Annotated in this window: 17 protein-coding genes and 4 pseudogenes; 9 read left to right on the top strand and 12 right to left on the bottom strand. The window is 70.4% G+C overall.

Annotated elements, in window-relative coordinates:
* Positions 1–101: 101 nt before the first annotated feature.
* Together AB0937_RS37825 and AB0937_RS37820 are read right to left on the bottom strand one after the other, a co-directional pair.
* A protein-coding gene (locus tag AB0937_RS37825; protein ID WP_366718648.1) for an IS5 family transposase occupies positions 102–925 on the bottom strand; the annotation gives its coding sequence in 2 pieces (ribosomal slippage) (positions 102–568 and positions 568–925; 825 coding nt in all).
* Positions 926–1,045: 120 nt separating this feature from the next.
* A pseudogene (locus AB0937_RS37820) lies at positions 1,046–1,560 on the bottom strand (helix-turn-helix domain-containing protein); the annotation flags it as partial.
* A 106-nt stretch (positions 1,561–1,666) separates the two neighbouring features.
* On the opposite strand from AB0937_RS37820, the gene AB0937_RS37815 reads away from it, so the two are divergent.
* Complete coding sequence (locus tag AB0937_RS37815) at positions 1,667–1,828, top strand: hypothetical protein (protein ID WP_366718638.1); 162 nt, start codon at positions 1,667–1,669, stop codon at positions 1,826–1,828.
* Between the two features lie 56 nt (positions 1,829–1,884).
* On the opposite strand, the gene AB0937_RS37810 is transcribed toward AB0937_RS37815, so the two are convergent.
* From AB0937_RS37810 to AB0937_RS37785, 6 genes and pseudogenes are all read right to left on the bottom strand, one after another.
* On the bottom strand, positions 1,885–2,640 hold the full coding sequence (locus AB0937_RS37810) for a DUF6585 family protein (protein WP_366718636.1): 756 nt from the start codon (positions 2,638–2,640) through the stop codon (positions 1,885–1,887).
* Between the two features lie 175 nt (positions 2,641–2,815).
* Complete coding sequence (locus AB0937_RS37805) at positions 2,816–4,096, bottom strand: FG-GAP repeat protein (RefSeq protein ID WP_366718634.1); 1,281 nt, start codon at positions 4,094–4,096, stop codon at positions 2,816–2,818.
* Positions 4,097–4,339: 243 nt separating this feature from the next.
* A pseudogene (locus AB0937_RS37800) lies at positions 4,340–4,543 on the bottom strand (fic family toxin-antitoxin system, toxin component); the annotation flags it as partial.
* 226 nt (positions 4,544–4,769) lie between these two features.
* The gene (locus AB0937_RS37795) at positions 4,770–5,279 is read right to left on the bottom strand and encodes a TspO/MBR family protein (protein ID WP_366718632.1); all 510 of its coding nucleotides are present in this window, start codon (positions 5,277–5,279) and stop codon (positions 4,770–4,772) included.
* Between the two features lie 70 nt (positions 5,280–5,349).
* A complete protein-coding gene (locus tag AB0937_RS37790; protein WP_366718630.1) occupies positions 5,350–5,529 on the bottom strand; it encodes a DUF6480 family protein in 180 nt (59 codons plus the stop codon).
* A gap of 139 nt (positions 5,530–5,668) precedes the next feature.
* Positions 5,669–5,896 (bottom strand): hypothetical protein, encoded by a 228-nt coding sequence (locus AB0937_RS37785; RefSeq protein WP_366718628.1) that lies wholly within the window; start codon positions 5,894–5,896, stop codon positions 5,669–5,671.
* 113 nt (positions 5,897–6,009) lie between these two features.
* Between AB0937_RS37785 and AB0937_RS37780 the strand changes: the two are divergent.
* The 4 genes and pseudogenes from AB0937_RS37780 to AB0937_RS37765 all read left to right on the top strand — a co-directional run.
* A pseudogene (locus tag AB0937_RS37780) lies at positions 6,010–6,509 on the top strand (DUF5753 domain-containing protein); the annotation flags it as partial.
* Between the two features lie 17 nt (positions 6,510–6,526).
* Positions 6,527–7,347 (top strand): annotated as a pseudogene (locus AB0937_RS37775) (SAM-dependent methyltransferase).
* A gap of 132 nt (positions 7,348–7,479) precedes the next feature.
* The gene (locus tag AB0937_RS37770; protein WP_366718626.1) at positions 7,480–8,133 is read left to right on the top strand and encodes a hypothetical protein; all 654 of its coding nucleotides are present in this window, start codon (positions 7,480–7,482) and stop codon (positions 8,131–8,133) included.
* Between the two features lies 1 nt (position 8,134).
* Positions 8,135–10,330, top strand: a complete 2,196-nt coding sequence (locus tag AB0937_RS37765) for a M48 family metalloprotease (protein WP_366718624.1) — start codon at positions 8,135–8,137, stop codon at positions 10,328–10,330.
* Between the two features lie 672 nt (positions 10,331–11,002).
* Here the strand turns inward: AB0937_RS37765 and AB0937_RS37760 are convergent.
* The 4 genes from AB0937_RS37760 to AB0937_RS37745 all read right to left on the bottom strand — a co-directional run bounded on the left by AB0937_RS37760 (position 11,003) and on the right by AB0937_RS37745 (position 15,880).
* Positions 11,003–12,259 (bottom strand): NAD(P)/FAD-dependent oxidoreductase, encoded by a 1,257-nt coding sequence (locus AB0937_RS37760; RefSeq protein WP_366718622.1) that lies wholly within the window; start codon positions 12,257–12,259, stop codon positions 11,003–11,005.
* Positions 12,260–13,086: 827 nt separating this feature from the next.
* Complete coding sequence (locus AB0937_RS37755; protein WP_366718620.1) at positions 13,087–13,623, bottom strand: hypothetical protein; 537 nt, start codon at positions 13,621–13,623, stop codon at positions 13,087–13,089.
* A gap of 531 nt (positions 13,624–14,154) precedes the next feature.
* The gene (locus tag AB0937_RS37750) at positions 14,155–14,895 is read right to left on the bottom strand and encodes a class I SAM-dependent methyltransferase (protein ID WP_366718618.1); all 741 of its coding nucleotides are present in this window, start codon (positions 14,893–14,895) and stop codon (positions 14,155–14,157) included.
* Positions 14,896–15,052: 157 nt separating this feature from the next.
* The gene (locus AB0937_RS37745) at positions 15,053–15,880 is read right to left on the bottom strand and encodes an SAM-dependent methyltransferase (RefSeq protein ID WP_366718646.1); all 828 of its coding nucleotides are present in this window, start codon (positions 15,878–15,880) and stop codon (positions 15,053–15,055) included.
* Positions 15,881–16,019: 139 nt separating this feature from the next.
* Between AB0937_RS37745 and AB0937_RS37740 the strand changes: the two genes are divergently transcribed.
* The 4 genes from AB0937_RS37740 (at position 16,020) to AB0937_RS37725 (ending at position 18,292) form a co-directional block, all read left to right on the top strand.
* The gene (locus AB0937_RS37740; protein ID WP_366718616.1) at positions 16,020–16,136 is read left to right on the top strand and encodes a BBE domain-containing protein; all 117 of its coding nucleotides are present in this window, start codon (positions 16,020–16,022) and stop codon (positions 16,134–16,136) included.
* 465 nt (positions 16,137–16,601) lie between these two features.
* The gene (locus AB0937_RS37735) at positions 16,602–16,955 is read left to right on the top strand and encodes an antibiotic biosynthesis monooxygenase (RefSeq protein ID WP_366718614.1); all 354 of its coding nucleotides are present in this window, start codon (positions 16,602–16,604) and stop codon (positions 16,953–16,955) included.
* A 158-nt stretch (positions 16,956–17,113) separates the two neighbouring features.
* On the top strand, positions 17,114–17,761 hold the full coding sequence (locus tag AB0937_RS37730) for a hypothetical protein (RefSeq protein ID WP_366718612.1): 648 nt from the start codon (positions 17,114–17,116) through the stop codon (positions 17,759–17,761).
* A 177-nt stretch (positions 17,762–17,938) separates the two neighbouring features.
* Positions 17,939–18,292 carry a hypothetical protein gene (locus AB0937_RS37725; protein ID WP_366718610.1) on the top strand — a complete coding sequence of 118 codons (354 nt, stop codon included), beginning with the start codon at positions 17,939–17,941 and terminating at the stop codon, positions 18,290–18,292.
* Positions 18,293–18,366: the final 74 nt, after the last annotated feature.

Raw genomic sequence — 18,366 nt, 5'->3', positions numbered from 1 at the left:
CCTGGGAGGGCCCGCCCATCCGGCAAGACCATATTGCCGCCCCGCTGCGTGGTACGGCACCACTCCCTCATGCGCACGTCATCTCATTGCACTTACTGTCCCTAACAAAGTCGTTGGACGTGGCGGTGGGTGATCAGGCAGACGGCGAGCCCGAGGAACGCTTCGTGGATGTCGTCACGTCGCTCCCAGCGGATGCGCAGGCGGCGGAAGCCGTGGAGCCAGGCGATCGTGCGCTCGACGACATAGCGAAAGATGCCCAGGCCGGTGCCGTGCGGCTCACCTCGCTTCGCGATCACGGGGCGGATCCCGCGCTGCCAGAGCAGGCGCCGGTACTTGTCATGGTCGTAGCCGCGGTCGGCCAGCAGCGCGTCCGGCCGCCGGCGGGGTCTGCCGGCTCGGCCCGCGACGGCCAGGATCTTGTCCAGCAGTGGCTCGAGTTGGGTGGCGTCGTTGCGGTTGCCGCCGGTCAGTGACACCGCGAGCGGGATGCCCTGTCCGTCGACGATGAGGTGGTGCTTGCTGCCCGGACGTGCGCGGTCGACCGGGCTGGATCCGCTTTTGGGCCCCGTCGGGCCGCGCGGACGTGCGAGGAGTCGATCACCGCCCTCGACCAGTCCAGCTGGTTCTTCGACCGCAGCTTCTCCAGCAGCAGCACGTGCAGCCGGTCCCAGACGCCGGCCTCGTTCCAGGCCGCCAGGCGCCGCCAGCAGGTCATCCCCGAGCCAAAGCCCAGCTCCTGGGGCAGGTACTCCCACTGGATCCCGGTGTGCAGGACGAACAGGATTCCGCACAAGGCCTGCCGGTCCGGCACTCGAGGTCTGCCCTCGACCAGCTTCGGCGCCGGCACGGGCAACAACGGCTCGATGAGCGACCACAGTTCATCCGACACGATCCATGGCCGCGACTGACGTTTCCCCACGACCAGACCAACGAGCAGCCAAGCCGACAGTCACATCATCAACAGCTTTTGTTAGAGCCAGTAAGCGAGTCCATCAGCATGCCGCTGCGCTGCGTCGGCTCATGCCGCAGTTGCTCACCGCAGAGGGTGAAAGTAGCGCACCCCGTGCGTGCAGTGGTAGGTGGTCGGCACCCGGTCGGGATGTTTCCGTGCGGACCAGCCCGAGTCGGCGGTGGGACGGATGCCGAGCGGTCCGAACTCGTCGAAGGCGAACACCCGGTCGGGGAAGCGGTCCAGGGCCTCCTCGATCCGGTCCAGTTTCGCCTCGCGGTCCGGGTCGGGGGATTCTTCCAGGTCCTGGTGCGCTGGAAGGTGACGCCGCGGCGGGTGAGCAGGTCGCGTAACGCCTCGCGGCCGGTCCGGATCACACAGCCGTGGACTTTCCCCAGGTAAGCGACGAGTTTGCGCAGTGTCCAGCGGGTGAAAGGCATGCCGAGTTCGGCGGGGCGGGTCGTGGCCGTCTGAACGACGAGTTCCTCGTCGTCAGGGCGGAGTGGGCGGGAACGGCCTCCCGCCCACCGAGAGTCCAGACAGGCCAGGCCGATCTCGTCGAACCGGTGAACCACGGCCCCCAGGCCGCCTTGACCTCCTCGGCCGCACACGCCTCGAAGGGGCGCCGGCCGGTGTCGATGAGCAGCTCGACGGCGACGCGCACCTGGCGGCTTGACTTCTCTTCCAGGACGTCGAGGCGGGCCGCAGACGCCGCCCATGCTGTCCGGCAAGCCGATCATCTTCTGCCCGCTGGAGGACGGCTCCGGCTTGGTCGACATGGCATTCCTCGAGGACTCCCACGAGCACGTCGCGGACACCGCCGCATGGAAGGACCTCGCCGCCTGCCCCGCCCAGACCGTCGCTTGCACACCCACCTGACCGGTCCCGCCACCCAGTTCGAGGGGGGCTGTGGGCGGGCGGTCGTGCTCGGGTAGTCAGGTGTTCGTGCGTGGGTCGCCGTGCCGAAGCCAGTCGATGAGGGCGATGAAGAGGAAGAGGTTGGGGATGTTCTTGACCGGCATCCTGGCCCACGGCAGCTTCTTACCGGCTTTGCGCAGTACGAGCACTCCCTGCGAGATCTCGACCTTCTCGATCTCCAGCCAGGTCAGGCTGCCCTTTGTCGTGGCCACCCCGCCCGGGTTGACCGACAGTTCCCCGCAGGTCAGGGTTTCGCCCTGTCTCAGCCTGGCGAGGAGCCCCGGCAGTTGCGCTCGGGTGATCTCCTGCTGCAACGCTGCACCCCAGCGTTCGGGCTGGTCGTAGAAACCGGTCACCTTGAGTGTCGTGCCGTCCAGGCGGTGGAGGGTGTAGACGTAGATGGTTCCGACATAGACCCCGTTGGCGTACCGTTCGGTGATCTCCTGGAGCACCGTCATGGAGTCCCAGCGGAAGGCGGAGATTTCGCCGTTCTTTCCCACTTCGGCAAGGCCGTGCTCGAACAAGTGCAGTCGGCGGGCGGCCTGTTTGCGCGAGAGGTTGGGCGTCTGGGCGGCGAGCCAGAGGAAGTAGGCGCCCAGGGGAGGAAGGATCAGGGAGATGGTTCCCATGAGCAACAGGGCGGAGATCCGCATGGTGCCCACGCGCTTGGGGAAGAACGTCTCCCGCAGCTGGCCCAGCCCTTCGGTTCCCGGGGGTGCCGTCTGCTGGGCCGTTGTCTGCCCGGGGTGCTGGTGGGCGGTTGATTCCGCCATGAGTCGTGCTCCTTGCTGTGGTGGTGGAGGAAAGCGGCGACCGTTGTGTGGACCGCCCCGGTGCCTTCATGGACTGGGGCGGTCCAGGTGAGGACCCGCCGGTATCGGTCGCCGGGGCACCGGGTTCGTGCCGCCCCTGCGCGGCGCGAGCCGGCAGACGGCGGGTGAAGGAGGATCAGCCCGCCAGCATGCGCCCGAAGTTGGGGGATCCGGTGGTGGAGACGCCGGTGCCTGCAGGGGTGATGCCGGGTGTGCCGCTGGGGGCGATGCCCCCGTCCGAGCGGAGGTAGGCGACGGTGCCGTCGCCTGAGTTCTCGCCGGGGGCGCCGACGACGAGGTCCTCGTTGCGGTCGTTGTCGGTGTCGGCGATGTGGACGGCACCACCGAAGCGATCGCCGGACTCATCGCTTCCCGCGACCCCCGGGCTGTTCTGTGAGAAGAACTGCGGGTCCGTCCCGGCCATGGACCTCGCGCCGATGAGCCCTTCGGGTCCGCCGTAGAGGAAGGTGACGGCACCAGTTCCGGTGGCGCCGCCCAGGCTCTCACCGGGGACGCCGACCGCGAGGTTCTGGTAACCGTAGCCTGCGCGGCTGACCGCGAGTGAGGCTCCGAAGCGGTCTCCTGCCTCGCTGGTGCCGGGGATGCCGGGTGTGTCCTGCGTGATGGTGTACGCGGGAGTGGCCGAGGGTGCGTCGTCGGCACCGCTGTACACGCGGACGACGCCCCCGTCCTGGTCGGGTGAGCCGATGGCGACAAGATCGGCGATCACGTCGCCGCCACCGATATTGCCGGCGGTCATCGACACCGGAGCCGTCGTGACCCAGGACGGCGGGACGAAGCGGTAGCTGCCGCCCGTCGCTCCCGAGTCGCTGAAACCTCCGCGGTAGACATCGATGGTGGGAGTGGTCGAGCCTATGGCCAGGTCCGGCTTCCCGTCGCTATCGGCGAGCGCGCTGAGCACGCGCCCGAACTTGTCGTGCGACGAGGGGGCCGGGTCGTTGATCGTCCTACCGCTGGTGAGGCCGGTCTCGGAACCCCACAGGATGGCGACGGTCCCGCCGTCGGTATCGGTGCCGACGTCTTCGCCGGGGGCTCCGACGGCGAGGTCGCCGTAGCCGTCACCGTTGAAGTCCTCGACCACTATGGCGTCGCCGAAGCCGTCCCCGCTCTCGGCGGTGCCGGGGACACCGGGGCTGTTCTGGCTGATGTTGATGGTCCTGGCAGAGGACGGGGCGCCGACACCGCCATAGACGATGACGACTTGGCCTGCGCCCGAGCGTTCACCCACGCGGGCGCCGGCGGCGGCGACGGCGAAGTCGCGGTAGCCGTCGCCGTTGAAGTCGCCGTGCGCTCCCGGAACGAGCGCGGCAGCGCTGCCCGCCGTAGTAGTGAGAAGCCCGCCGGCCAGTGCCGCTGCCGCGGCGGTGGCCAGGAGGGTACGAAGGTGCTGGTGCACGCAGAGTCTCCTGCTGCTGGTCGATCACCCGCATGGTTCGGAGTCGCCCTCCTGACATGCGGCTTTGGCGAGAAGGAGACAGCTAAGCGAGATCAATGGTTGTAGGGCGGGTGGGGGTGTGTGCGGGCGCGGGCATGTTCGGCCGGGGTGCGGCCGCGGCGGCTGTCGGGTGTGCGGCCCATCTGGCGGGCGGCTTCTGCGCGGGCCGACACCGGACCCCTGCTCAAGGTTGGCCTGCGGACGTCAGGCGGCAGTGGGCCAGGTCCGCGGCAGACCTGCGATCTTCCCCGCGGTGCAGGCGGGATCGAGAAACAGATCCTTGAGGGCGACGGCGTCCTCAAGGCCTGGCTTGACGGAGATCCCCCGCGGCTTCGAGGTACTGACGCCGGACGTCGTGGCGACGGTCATGTTGGAGCGCTCCAGCCAGCGGCGCCGTCACCCGGAAGTTCGGGGCCGAGGCAGCGAAGAACTTCTTCGACTTCGGCGGGGTCGCCGCGTTCGTCATGCCGGTGGCACCAGGCCAGTCTCCGGCGGAAGCACGAGCGTCGCGGCACGCAGCAAGGGAAGCCTCCGCGTCTACGTCCTCGACTGCCCTGCGAAGATCGAGGCGGCAGGCCCGTACTGAAGCAGGGACGCCGAGTCCCGGCCCCGTCGTCCCCCGGCTCCGGGGCCGTCAGCCGTTGAGCTGCCAGATGGCGAGGTTGAGGGACGCCGCGTACAGCACCCACAGTGCGTAAGGGACGAGCAGGAGCGAGGCTGCCGGGCTGCTGCGGCGGAAGAGCAGCATCGTGACGCCGAGCGCGGTCAGCAGCAGGCAGATGTCGAGGAAGGCGAGGCCGTACTGCCCGGCCGCGAAGAACAGCGGCGTCCAAGCCAGGTTGAGGGCGAGTTGGGCGCTCCAGGCGACGACCCCCGCCCTGGCCTCGGCGAGTGGGCTCCGGCGCAGCACGATCCAGGCGGACACGGCGATCGTGGCATACAGCACCGTCCAGACCGGGCCGAACAGCCAGGAGGGCGGGGCCCAAGGAGGAAGGTCCAGTGAGCGGTAGGTGCTGGCGGCGTCGGACGACGCGAGTCCGCCCAGGGCCGCGACGGCGTAGCAGACCGCGAGCAGCAGGAGCAGGAGCGGCCAGCGCCGGGCGCGGCGGGGCCGCGTGGCGGCCACGGGCAGGGGGTGCGTCACCTGTGGGTCTCCTCGGGTGTGAGGGCCGGGCAGTCGCCTGGTGCCTCGGATCTGCTGCCCCACGCGGTCCTCACAGGCCCGTGACGCGGGCGACGAAGAACGCGGCGACGAGCAGACAGCCGATCACGATCAAGGACAGCCACAGACGCGGATGTTCCCAGAGACCGCCGTCGGGCGGTTCCTGATGGGCCTTGGCGGTCGATCCTTCGACGGGCGGTGTCTCCCCCGGAGGGGTCAGCCGTTCGGTCATGGTCACACCTCCGCATGCCGGTCGGTTCGGGGGGGGAAAAAGCTTCCGTGCACCTGGTACTTCGGTCCGGCACGTGCGATCGGATGCATCTGGCGCATCACGGCCGCTGCGCGTACGCGTCCCTTGTTCCCGCCGTCTCTCAGGCGCGTGCGGCGTCGCCGTATATGCCGGCCAGGGCCTGGGCCATGAGGGTCACGGAGTAGTGGTCGGCCACGGTCTCCTGTCCGGCGCGCGCGAGCTGTCGGCGCCTGCTTTCGGGCAGGGACAGCAGCCGGTGCAGGCCGCGGGTCAGGCCGGAGGCCGATGCGGTGTCGAGCAGGATGCCGTTGACGCCGTCGTGCGAAACGGTGTACGGAACCGCTGACAAGACCTTTTGTGGTTGAGCGGCAGGCATGCGACGTTGCCCGTCTGCCCAGGACTTCGACGTACGTCGGCTCTCTATTGCTGCGCGGCCCGGGGTGAGGGGCCCCGGTGCCCCAGCCCGGGCTGCTCCAGACCGAGGAGTACGCGCGCCGTCCTCGGCTCCGGCACCATCGGCCAGACCACGCCGGAGGCGATCGAGCGGCACGTGTCGCTGCGCATCGCCCGGCAGCGGCTGCTGGACAGGCCGAACCCGCCCCGCCTGTGGGTGATCATGGACGAGACGGTGCTGCGCCGCCCGGTGAGCATGCCGGCCGAGGTGATGCGTGACCAGCTGGACAAGCTGCTGGAGTACTGCCGAGCGCGACCGGGTGACCCTGCAGGTCGCCGAGTTCGCGGACGGGCCGCACCCTGAGACGTACGCGCCCTACTCGCTGTTCCGCTTCGCCGAACCGGAACCGCCGGACCTCGTGGTCACCGAGTATCCGACAGGCGCGCTGTATCTGGAATCCCGCGCGGAGGTCTCCGCGCGCCTGGAGGTCCTGGACCACATGACGACGCACGCCGCGTCCGCCGGACGCACCAAGAAGCTGCTGCGCGGGTGCCGCGAGGCCTTCTGAGCGGGAGAAGCCACCCCATGACCGCATCCGGTACCGACGCCGTGCCCCAGCGCATCGACACCAGCCGGCCACACCCGGCCCGGGTGTACGACCGGTGGCTGAGCGGCAAGGACAACTATCCGGTGGACCAGGAGCCGGCCCGCCGGATCCTCGCCGTGGACGGCAGTGTGCTGCGCGGGGCGCGGGCCAACCGGCGGTTCATGCAGCGGGCGGTCCGGACCGTCGCCGAGGCGGGGACACGCCAGTTCCTGGACATCGGCACCCGCATACTCACGGAACCCAATCTGCATCAGGTGGCGCAGCGGGTCGCTCCGGAGTCCAGGGTCGTCTACGTCGACAATGATCCGATCGTCCTCGGGCACGCGCAAGCGCCGCTGCGCGGCTCCGCGGAGGGTGGCACTGCCTATGTGCACGCCGACGCCCGGTACGCCGAAACTCTGCTCGCCCGGGCCTCCGAGTCCCTGGATTTCACCCGGCCGGTGGCGTTGTCGCTGGTGACGGTCACCCACTGCCTGGTGGACTGACCCGACGGCGACGACGAGTATGGCCTGCTGAAGACGTACGTCGTGGCGCTCGCGCCGGGCAGCCATCTGATCCTGTCCCAGGTCACCCCGGACCTGAGCCCGGAGGCCGTCGGGATGGCGGCGGAGCACTTCCGGCGCGGCGGCACGCCCTTCCACCCGCGCTCGCTGGCGGGTTCGCGCGCTTCTTCGAAGACCTTGAGCTGCTCGGGCCGGGCCTGATCCCGGTGTCCGGGTGACGGCCGGACCCGCAGGACGTGGCCCTGCAGGCGGAAGGCATCGTGCCGGTGTACGCGGGGGTGGCCCGCAAGGCCTGATTCGCGCCGATCGCCGGACAGGGCGAGGAGCACGGGTCCATACTTGCGACACGTGGCGACACATGTGACGATGTCCGAATTCGCGCAGTCGCGGCGGGGGTTGACGAAGCAGCGGGGGGCTGACGCACACTCATGACGAGTCCGACATCATTCGGCACCGCCCGGTCCACGAGCCCGTGGCGGCTCGACGCGGAACGCCGCCTGCTCGTGCGGGCACTGGCCGAGCCGGTGGTGACCGAGGTCGCCCCCGAGGAGCTCCCGCTCTTCGAGCGGCGTGCCCGGAGCCACTTCCGCCCCCGACTGTGGCGCCGTAGGCCCTTGTCCCTCGACGTCGCGGGGCTGGCGACCGACGTGGTCACGCCCGCGGCGCTGTCGGCGGCGGCCGGGGTGTTCGGGGTGATGTCGGCCGAGTGGGTGAGCCGGGTGGCCTCGCGCCTCGTGGGCCGGGTGGCGCGACGTCGACGGCGGGCCGAGGTGGAGCCGCCCGAGTCCGCCGCACCCGCCATGCCGCCGGTGGCAGCGGCGCCCGCACCGACCGCGGCGGAGCTGGCCCTCTGGCGTGCGGCGGCACTGTCGGGCGCTCTGCGTCATGTGTCCGAGCAACGAGCGGAACAAGTCGCCGACTCCGCACTGGCAGAGCTCGTCCGCATGCTGGCCGCGGGCACCTCTGACGCCTCGGCCATCGGCCCCGGCGAGCCCGATCCCACCGGAACCAGGAGGCCGGCCGGAGACGGAGCCGGGGACGCGAACGGAGACGGAGACGGCTCGGCGGCGACCGGGCGCTGACATGTTCGTACGGGCCCTCCTCTTCTGTGTCGCCCTGATGGCCGCCGCAGTCACGATCGCCTTTCCCGCCACCACCAGCCAGGAGGACGACGCCTCCAAGGCGTACAGCATGTGTTGGCCGGGTGCGGTCAGGCAGTTCCAGTTGACCCTGCCGATGTCCTCCGTGGAGCGCGAAATCCTGCTCCGGGCGCCGGTCTGGCCCCCGCAACCGGTGGCGGAGAAGGACGGACCGGCCCTGAAGCGGTACTTGGAGGAGCACTGTCCGAAGCCCCCGGTGCCCCGGGGCGAGTTGCGAGTAGGTTTCGCGCTGGGGATCCTGGGAGTGGGGGGCTTCGTCCTGTACTGGATCAGCCCGTACTGGCAGATCCTCTACCACCGTCTGCTGAGACTGCGCCCAGGATCCGGCTACCGGCCGGACCTCGCCGACGCGGTGTTCCGGCTGGCGGACGACGCCGGCGTTGCCGTCCACGGAGTGTGGCTGAACTCGGACGGCTACACCACGAACGCCGTGGCCTTCGGGCACTGGCGGCGTCGGCACATCGAGCTCGCCAGTGGCATGGTGAAGCGCTTCGACGAGGATCCGGGCACCTTCGAGGTGGTCGTCCGCCATGAACTCGGCCACATCCGCCACCGCGACCTCGACATCACCCAGGGCGTCACCGCCCTATGGGGAGCCTTCATCGTGCTGCTCGGCGCCGCCTTCTGCTTCGCCCTGTCCGGTGACGCCGGGGACGGCACGTACCTGCTGCGGCTCTCCTTCCACCTGGCCCTGCTGGTCTGTCTGTTGTACGCGGCCCGCAACGCCTTCCTCCAGTCCAGGGAACTGCACGCCGACGCGTTCGCCGTACGGGGCGGCCACACCCGAACGGGTCAGGGGGAAGAACGGCGGTGGAGCCTGGACGCCTTCTTCGTCGATCTGGCCGCCGGACGCAACGGCACCGGTCTGCCGTTCGGCACCCACCCCGCCCTCCAGCGCCGCCGGGCGGCCCTGCGCCACCCCGCCCTCGCCGGCGAACTCAGCGTGTGGGAAGCCGCGTTGACCGGCTGTGTCGCCCTGCTGGCCGTGAACCTGCTGCTGGGTAACAGCTACGACATCATGCTGACCGGGCGGCGCCTGGGCTTCCTGGAGATCGACACGCTGCACCCGGTCTACACCTGGCTGGCGCTGCCCCTGCTCCTGCCCGCCGGCGCCGTCCTCGGGGCCGGCATCCGGCACACGGTCACCGCCTGGGGCGGTGCGCGCGGTGGACGCGCCGTGATGGGGCGGCTGGCGCTGCTCGCCCTGGGACTGTACGCGGGGCTGTGCGCCGGGTGCGCGCTCCATCCGAGCCAGACGTACGGGGACCGGTCCGTGCAGTTGCGCAGCATGTGGTGGAGCCCGGTCACCGACGCCCTCGGGCTCGGCCTCGCGCTGACAGCGGCGCTGTCGGTCCTGGCGCTCGCCCTGTTCGCCCTCGCCTGCGACGCCGTGTGCGGACCACGGGTCGCCTCCTGGTGGGCGGGCGCGTACGGCGTGCTCATCACGGCCACCTGGTTCCCGACGGCCCTTCCGGGCGGGAGCGCCCCGTACGTCCGCGGCGTGGTGATCGGGGTCGCCCTGCTCGGTGGCGCGCTCCTGGCGTTCCCGCGCCGTCGGCCGGGAAGTACGCCCGCTCCTGTGCCGATGGTCCCGCAGGAACCGGTGACACGGACCGAGTCTCCGTCCGTGGCCGGGCCTCGACTCCTGCTGGCGCATGCCGTCACCGCCTCCGCCGCGGCCGGCGCCGTCATCGTGGCGGCCCGCCTCCTGGTGGAGACTCCCGACGCGCCGCTCACCCTGGTGGCCGCCTCGGGCCTGGTCTGCTACACCGGCGTCCTGGCCGGTGCGGCAGCCGCCCCGCACGACGCCGAGTTCCGGCGTCGCATCCGGTACGCCGTGGTCTGCCTGGTGCTGAGTACGGGCGCGGCCTTTCTGGAGGCTTTGGGGGGCGCCTCGCCAGGCGTCGAGCCAGGTCTGCTGCTCGGCGCGGCCGCGGCCGGCGTCGCGGTGGCCGGCCGTGTCTCGGCGTCCGCCGTCTACGCCTTCCGCCACCGCCACGGCCCGGCGACGGGCTCGCCGGCAGCCGCCCCGTCCGACGTCGCGCCACAGCCGCGCCCGGCGGGTACGCGATGCGAGCCCGGGAATCGGCACCGGCGCACCGCGGGACAGCACCGCTGACCGGCACACCCGGAGGAGAGCCGGTCTACTGTAGGCGTCCAGGAGGTAAACCTGCGGTTCCTCTCGCCAACTGCCGTTGAGAAGCAGGTCAAAGTGCTCGCATATGGCGGCCGCAGCATTCTCGACGAGGCGGCGTCGCCGGTGAGGACTCCACGCCACCATGGACGCCCGTCTGGTACGGAGAAGGCTTCCAGCCAGGCCGTCCCGGGGTCGTGTTGCGTACGCAGGCGTAGTACGGCGTGACCGACAAGGGGTGGTGCACCGGTCTCCCCAGGCGAGGCTGACGGAGTCCACGAGGTGCAGCCCCTGCCCCGTTCGGCCCAGCGGGTACGAGGGATTCCGCCGCCGGGGTACGGCGTCGGCGTCGAACCCGGGACCTCGGTCGGCGATCTCCAGGCGCATCGACAGCGCTCCCGGCCCGCCCGTTCGCAGGGTGACGGCGACGCGGACGGTCAGCGTCCCGTAGCTGTGGGGTCGGCGAACTGCTTGGTCAGCACCAGGCAGCCGTCGTCGCTCACGGCGTCGGCTCCCCCGTCGCGAACCGCCTGCGCAGCCCATGCCGCAGTGAGGGCAGAGTGATCACACAGGCTCGTCCCCTCTGCCGGGAGAGGTGTGCCGTCTGCCGTCTGCCGTCTGCCGTCTGCCGGGAAAAGGTGCGCCGCGGCCCGCGCCTCAGCGCCCGTCGAGGTCCCGCAGCACCTCGCGGGCCGCCCGCGCGCCGGAGGCGAGCGCGCCCTGCACCGATCCCGTGCCGCGGTGGTCCCCGCAGACGTACCGGCCGGGCGCGGTGCGGCAGGTCCGGGTCAGTGGCCAGGGCGGCGGCATGGCGGGCAGAGCGCCGTCGACGGTTCGCACGGTCAGCAGGTCCCAGGCGGTGGCGTCGGTGCCGTACATCTCGGACAAGGCCCCGGTCACGTCCGTCCGCGCGGGCCCGTCGTCGCCGCCCAGCACCGAGGTCGCGACGAGCGAGCTGCCGCGTGGCGCGTACTCGGGTGCGACGTCGCTGAGGACGCAGGTGTTCAGGACGCGGCGGCGGGTGTCGACCAGCAGGACGGGCCGGTCGAGGGGAGAGCGCGGCGCGACGTGGTAGTACGTGGTGACCGTGCGGTGCGCGGGGACGTCCAGGCCGGGCAGCAGCTTCGCGGCGGCGTCGGCGCCCGTCGCCACCACGACCGCCCGCGCAGGGACTTCCGTGCCGTCCGCCGTGAGCACGCCCCCTTCCACGAGCCGGTCGACCGGCGTGCCGAGCCGGACGGTGTCCTCGGGCAGCGCGGCGGCCAGAGCCCGCGGGACGGCCTGCACGCCGAAGGCGGGCAGGCACAGGGAGCCGCGCAGCATGCTGCGCCACACCAGATGGAACACCCGGCTGGAGGTCTCCAGGGAGTTTTCGAGGAAGACGCCCGACACGAACGGCCGGAAGAAACCCTCGACGAACGCCTCGGAGAACCCGGACTCGGCCAGCGCCGTGCGCGTGGTGCGCTCGGGCGCGTGTTTGAGCGCACGGGCCGGACCGAGTCCGTCGCGGGCGCCGAGCACGGCCAGCGCGGCCACGTCGCGCGGTCGGGCGAGCCGCCCGGACAGCAGCGAGGCCACCGTGTCAGGCCGGCGCCGCGGGTCGGCCAGCAGTACGGGCCGTTCACCGGTGTGCACCAGAACGCCCGGCAGGAAGGGCCGCGGTGCGAGGAACCGGGCGGGCAGGCGGCGGCGCATCTGCGGATAGGCCGGGTTGACGACCTGGAAGCCCCGGTCGACGGTGAAACCGTCGAGGCGGTCAGTCCGCATCCGCCCGCCCACCGCGTCCCCGGCCTCCAGCACCGCGACGCCGAGCCCGGCGGCGGCCAGGTCGTGCGCACACGCCAGCCCCGCGACTCCGGCACCCACCACGACGACGTCCACGCCCGCGCCCACCACGGCCACCACCTCCCGCATGTGTTGCTTCCCGTGTGCTTCCCCGCCGCCCCCCGCCGCGGATGCGGGCAAGCACCCGAACGGGTGACGCCCGGCCATCGACAGCAACCCCTACCGCTCGGCAGGCGAACCATCTGCGGGTTTCCGCATGGCCGAGGACAGAGGACATCGGGGTGATGTCAGCCGCATGCCGGCACTGCCCCGGGCGAGGATGGCGGTGGCGAACTGCTCGCAGACGCCGGGGACGAGCTGACCGCCGACCGCGGCGGGCCCGTCGCCGAGTTGGCGCCCGACGAGGAGGGCCAAACGCAAGTCCGGCCCGGGTTCACCGTCCACGGCATGGACATCGGTGAGCAGCCGACCCAGCAGCGCACCCACCCCGAAGGCGTGGGCGGCCCTGACGGACGGTCAGCGCGCCTTCCTGGCCCGACGTGGCGTCACCACCGGTGGACTACGACGGAACTCCGCTGGAACCTCACCGTCGACGACACCGAGCCGGCCTCTCTGACCGACCTCGCCGCCAACTGCTTCGATCAGACCGTCACCTACACACCCGCCGACTGTGTCAGGCGCGGGCCCTGTTCGCGCGGGCGGCCGCCGCGCCGTGAGCTGCCGCCAGCCGGCGATCGTCGGTTCCCCTCGGGGCTCTCTCACCGTGGTGAGGTGATGGGTCTGGAGGTAACGCTCAGAAGGTCAACGGCTCCCCGACTGAAGCTCGAGCTGCTGAGCGAACGCAGATTCTGGTTGGGACCGAGCACCTTGTTCGCCTGGCAGCGGCCGTACCCTTTCGGCGACACTGCGGTCAGCTCGCTCGCCCCTCCCGAAAGCGCGAAACGAAGATGGGCGGCTTACGGACCGCCTCTCAGTTCCTGGACTGACTGGATCACGCTGTCTACAACCTCAGTCACCGGCTCGGTTGCATCAATGATCGTCTCGCCACGGCGCTCGTAGATCGCTCGCATCCGGGGGTTCCACATCAGGGCCGCTGCGAGTTCTTCGGGATGTTGACCGAACGGGTTCGTGGTGCGGGTCGCGCGCCGGTGGCGGAGGACGTCCTCGTCGATCACCAGGCACACGATGACGTCGAAAAGGTCGAGGACGTCTGCCTCGTTCTCCGCCGACCCGCACAAGAACGCGATGCGGGAACGCGATTCCTCGGCCAGGCTCATGACGCGCTCCCGGACGATCTCCCACCCGTATCGGTCCAGCCACCCCCGGGGTACCGGATACGGGGGGTCCGTGACGACCTCGCCGTTGGCTCGATCGATCCAGCCACTGAAGCCGTCTTCGTCGGCGTCGAGCGCGACGTAGCCGCGGGCTCGTAGCACGCCGCAGACCGTGGACTTGCCAGTGCCTGAATTGCCCGTCACCCAGACCAATGTCACGCCGCCAGCGTAGACCCGCGCAGGCCGGGCGCGGCCGTTTCGCTCGGAGTAGCGCTGTGGATGGCCCGGTGACCTACGACGTCACGTCCGGGCGACGCGGATGACCGTCTTGCCGTGAGTCCGTCTTGCCGTCAGTCCGCTTGTCCGGTGTGAACGCGGCGACCGCTTCGGTGAGCGGCCGCGCGTCAACGGTGATCGGTTTGAGTCGTACGTCGCGGGGGTGGACGGTGACGGGCTCGACGATGGTGCCCAGGGTGTGCCGCCGGGGCGGACCAGAGCGGTGGAACGTTCGAGGATTCGCCGCCGACGGCGGCCACCTCGACGTCCGTCCGGGAGAGGCCAGAGCTCGCGTGCTCGTCCTCGCATGGCCATCCTCGGCCGCATTCGCATCCAGCTGCCTCGTCTCGACGAGATGGCTGAGAGGCGTCGGGTAGCGGGCGGGCGGATTCCAGGCGTCGCCGGGAATCACCTTGCCGGCCTTGGAGGCCTGCGCGGCGAGGGGGGTGTCTTTGCGTCTGGGCACTGTGGATCCTACGGTTTGTGGGTTACCCAGAGCAGTTCCGCCGGCCAGCGGTGTGCCCAGTCGGGTGGGTCGGTTTCGTTGTAGCCGTTGGGCGTTCCGAGTTCGGGCCGCGGCTCGATGAGGTCGTCGATGATGAGACCCGCGCCGCGCAGGACCTTGACCCAGCCGCCGTAGGTGAGCTGATAGCTGGTCGCGCCGTCGTCTTCGGCGATGCTGTTCAGCCCGAAGTAGTCCTGCTGCAGCGTCGTGGTCACGCGGCTGGCGGCTTCGTCGTAGCAGGCTTCGAACCATGGGCTGGCGACGTTGAACACCAGGCGCCCGCCTCGGCCCAAGACGCGTGCGGCCTGCGGGACGGCCAGGTGCGGGGGCGCCCAACTGAGCCCGCCGAAGTCGCAGAACACAAGGTCGAAGCTGTCGGCGGCGAAGGGGAGTTGTTCGGCGGCGCCTTGCACCAGCGGGTAGCGGGCCGCTCCCATCGCGCGGGCCGCTGCAGCCAGTTGCGCTTCGGACAGGTCGAGCCCGATCACGTTGGCGCCCTCGGCGGCGAGCGCCCTGGACCACTGGCCGGCGCCGCAGCCGAGCTCGAGGACGCGCTTGCCGGTGACGTCGCCCAGGGCGCGCAGGTGCGCGTCGGGGATGGAGTACATGCCCCACAGCCGGGGTGTGGCGCCGATTTGAGGGTCGTGCTCGCGCTGGTAGGCGCTGCTGATCCGGTTCCAGAGCCGCCGGTTGGCGGGGATGCTGTCCACGTACCGACTCCAGCACTGCCTGCCGGGGGCGGTCAACGCGATTAGGGCTCTGTCGGGCCACCGCCTCGGTCCGGCCCCGGATCGGTTCATGATCCGCCGGACGAGCCGGTGATCCGGCGGCCCAGGGCGCCCGGCGTTCGCCTACCGGGGCAGGCGTCTAGGCTTTCCGAGCCATGCCGGCGACGATGAGGTGTTCCCAGACCGTGAGCTGTCGACTTTCGCCGCGGTTCCATGGGCTGTCGGACTCGTCGGGGCGCCACAGGGGTGCGGGGACGATCCCGGGATCGAGAGTTTCCAGGCCGTCCAGCAGGGAGGTGATCTCCGCGTCCGTGCGCCACCGGCCGCGGCCGAACGTCTGCTGGAGGACCTTCTCGGCCTCCGTGGTCTCCGGGTTGTTGCCAGAGCGGAAATGGCTGATGAAGAAGTAGCTTCCGGACGGGACCTGGTCGCGCCAGTAGCGGACGATGCCGGCCGGGTCCTCGTCATCATTGACGTGGTGAAGGATCGCGCTGAGGATGACGGCGACGGGACGAGAGAAGTCGATGAGTTCGAGCGTGGCCGGGTGGGAGCAGATACCTTCGGGGTTGCGCACATCGACCGCGACGACGCGGGTCCGGTCATTGTCCTCCAGCAGCGCGCGGCCGTGAACCAACACCTGGTCGTCGATGTCGACGTAGACGACTCGGGACTCCGGAGCGTGCCGTTGCGCGACCTGGTGGACGTTGTCCGCGGTCGGCAGGCCACTGCCCATGTCGATGAACTGCCGAATGCCGGTGGTCTGCGCGATCTCCCTGACCGCCCGGGTCAGGGCCGCGCGGTTGGCGAAGGCGATGGCCACCGAACCGGGCAGGTCTCGCTTGAACACGTCACCGATCGCACGGTCCACGGCATAGTTGTCCTTGCCGCCGAGCAAGTAGTCGTAGACGCGGGCAATGCTGGGCCTGGCCGGGTCGATTGAAGAGCCTTCGTAACTCATGGCGGCCATTCTCCCCGGCAACATCGCCTGCGCACCCTCCTTTTGGCGACAAGGCGATCCTTCGCGAACCCGTCCGGTGCCGAACCACACGTCCGGGTACACCCGCCTCAGAGTTCCTCCCTGGGCGGACCACTGCATATGAGGCTCGGTGGCAGGCTCATCAATGTGCTCCGGGGAGCTGGAGAAGTCGGCGCGCCTGGCGACGATCAAGCGAGCCGTGTGCCCGGACAACCTGTTCCACTTCCACCAGAACGTCAAGCTCTGATCCGGCCCCGGTCGCGCGGCGGCGCACGCCCGGGCGCAGGAGGGCGCACGCAGCGCGCAACGGCACTTGGGCTGCGCGCGGTTGCGTCCACTCGTTCTGCGCGCCTCTGCCAGGCGTGGATGAGCGGTTACCACGCCTGGCAGACCGGAACTCAGCGCTACCGGAACGCACCCCGGGTCGTACCGCCCTCGGGCCCCGGCCACCTCGGCCAGGTCCTGCACACCGGCGTCCGCCGGCCACCGCGTCCGTGGCCGGGATCATGACCGGCCCGGTGATCGACCAGAATCCGTGTTGAGCAACGGCGATGCACTCTCGCTCTCCTCACAGCAGGACGGGCCACTTCGACGTCTCGGGAGGGAGGCCGACCCCCTCATCCTGCGGAAACCCCACGTCCGCAGGGGTCTTCCGTCCCCCAGACCGGAAGGACGCTGGATCGTCGGACCCGTCCCGCCCTACGGTGGCGCCATGAGCGATCACTCGGAAGTGCCTGTCACGCCCGTCGAGGCCTACGAACCCCCTTATTACGTGGTTGTCTTCACTACCGTGGGAACCCAGGACCAAAGCGGCTACAGCGAAACCAACGCACGCATGGAAGAGTTGGTGAAGGACGTCCCTGGGTTTCTGGGGATGGACCACGCGCAGACTCCTGGAGGGCTGGGCATCACCGTCGGGTACTTCCGCGACGCCGAGGCCCTCACCGAGTGGCGCAACAACGCCGAGCACCGCGCGGCGCAAAAGCGCGGGCAAGCCGAGTGGTACCAGACTTACACGCTGCACGTGGCGAAAGTGGAGCGGAGCCACGGATTCACGCGAGTGTAGGTCCAGTACAGCCGTGCGGCGAGGTCAATGCGAGGACGGCGTACCTTACGTCGTCCTCCGTCGACACGAGCTCGGCGGAGGCCCGCGAGCCGCCGCCGAAGGCCTTGCCGACGGCCGGTGGACCGCCGCACCATGGCCGTTCCGGGAGGGGACACCTGATGATCGCTGCGGAGTACGGCTACGAGGTGCTGTCCGGAGTGGCAGTGGAGACCCCGGGCGTGGAGGACGTTCTGCGGCAGCGTGAACGCGGCCTCCGCTGGGGCATCCTCGCACTGACCACTGAGGTGCTGCTGCTGGTGGCCGTCCTCTTCCTGGCGGGCCCCGGCTCCACCCCGGGCTCGGTCACCGCCGCCTGCCTGGCCCCCGTCATCGCGGCAACGGCCGGCCTGACGCTGCTGTGGCGCCGGGCCCGACGCCGGGAGCGGCTGGTGATGTCCACCTACGGCTGGCAGGTGTGGCCCGTGCGGACACAGGACGTCCGGGTGATCGCCGCGGAGGGCGAGCGGGTCCAGGGCCGCCGCTGGGGGACGGACGGGCGGATGGTACTGCTCCAGCCGGACGGCCAGGCCCACTGCTCCTTCCCCGTCCCCGCAGACGGCTGGGACGGCCCCCGTCCGCGCGGGACCCACGCGACAGACCGGGTGTGGTTCGCCGGTGACACCCGGTTCGGCGGCATGGTCGCCGAACCGGGCGGGCTGCCCTTCCGCTACGTCGTGCGCTCCACGCCGGGCAAGCGACGGGCCATCGGACCGGAGGACGAACTCGCCCGCCGCACAGGCCTGATGCCACGGAACCGGCGGCGATAGGCGTTCCGGCGCTTCGAACGCATGTGGGCCCTCGCTCTGCGCAACCACCAGACCCGGGTGCGTGTCCTGCACAGCCGACACCACTCGCTCACCCGCGGCAAACCCACGCATCTCCATCAGGAGCAAGCGGTGCTGTGGTCGGCAGAGCATACGGAGCATTCGGAGGGACAAAGAGCCATGGGCGACAGAAGAGGGAGTCGGCTCGGCAACGGCCGCACAGCAAGGACGGGTCTGCAAGGGGCAGGCCGATCCGAGCGCGCGTCCGGCAAGCTCGTACGCATCTACCGCCGCTACCACACGTGGCGCGCTCCGTTCCCACGGTGGGCCCGGATCGTGTGCGACATCCTGTTCTGGGCCGTCACCGCCGCCGCGGCCTACGTCGCAATCGGCAGCCTGTGCGGAGCCATCCTCATCGCAGCTCCCCTGCTCGGCTTCTTCGGACTTGCAGCGAGCAAGAAGCACGACGACGGCATCGACTGGAGCGACCACCGCATGGGAGGGCAACCCAAGAACCCCGGCCCCAAGATCTAGTGTGCAACGGCCGCTCCCGCCACCGGCCTCACCTGACGGACGGTCCCGAAACGGATCTCCCGGCCCACCTGGCC

The sequence above is a fragment of the Streptomyces sp. NPDC047880 genome (assembly GCF_040706515.1).
GTDB lineage: Bacteria > Actinomycetota > Actinomycetes > Streptomycetales > Streptomycetaceae > Streptomyces.
Note: the sequence above shows the minus strand (reverse complement) of the source record. Positions and strands in the feature narration are given on the sequence as shown.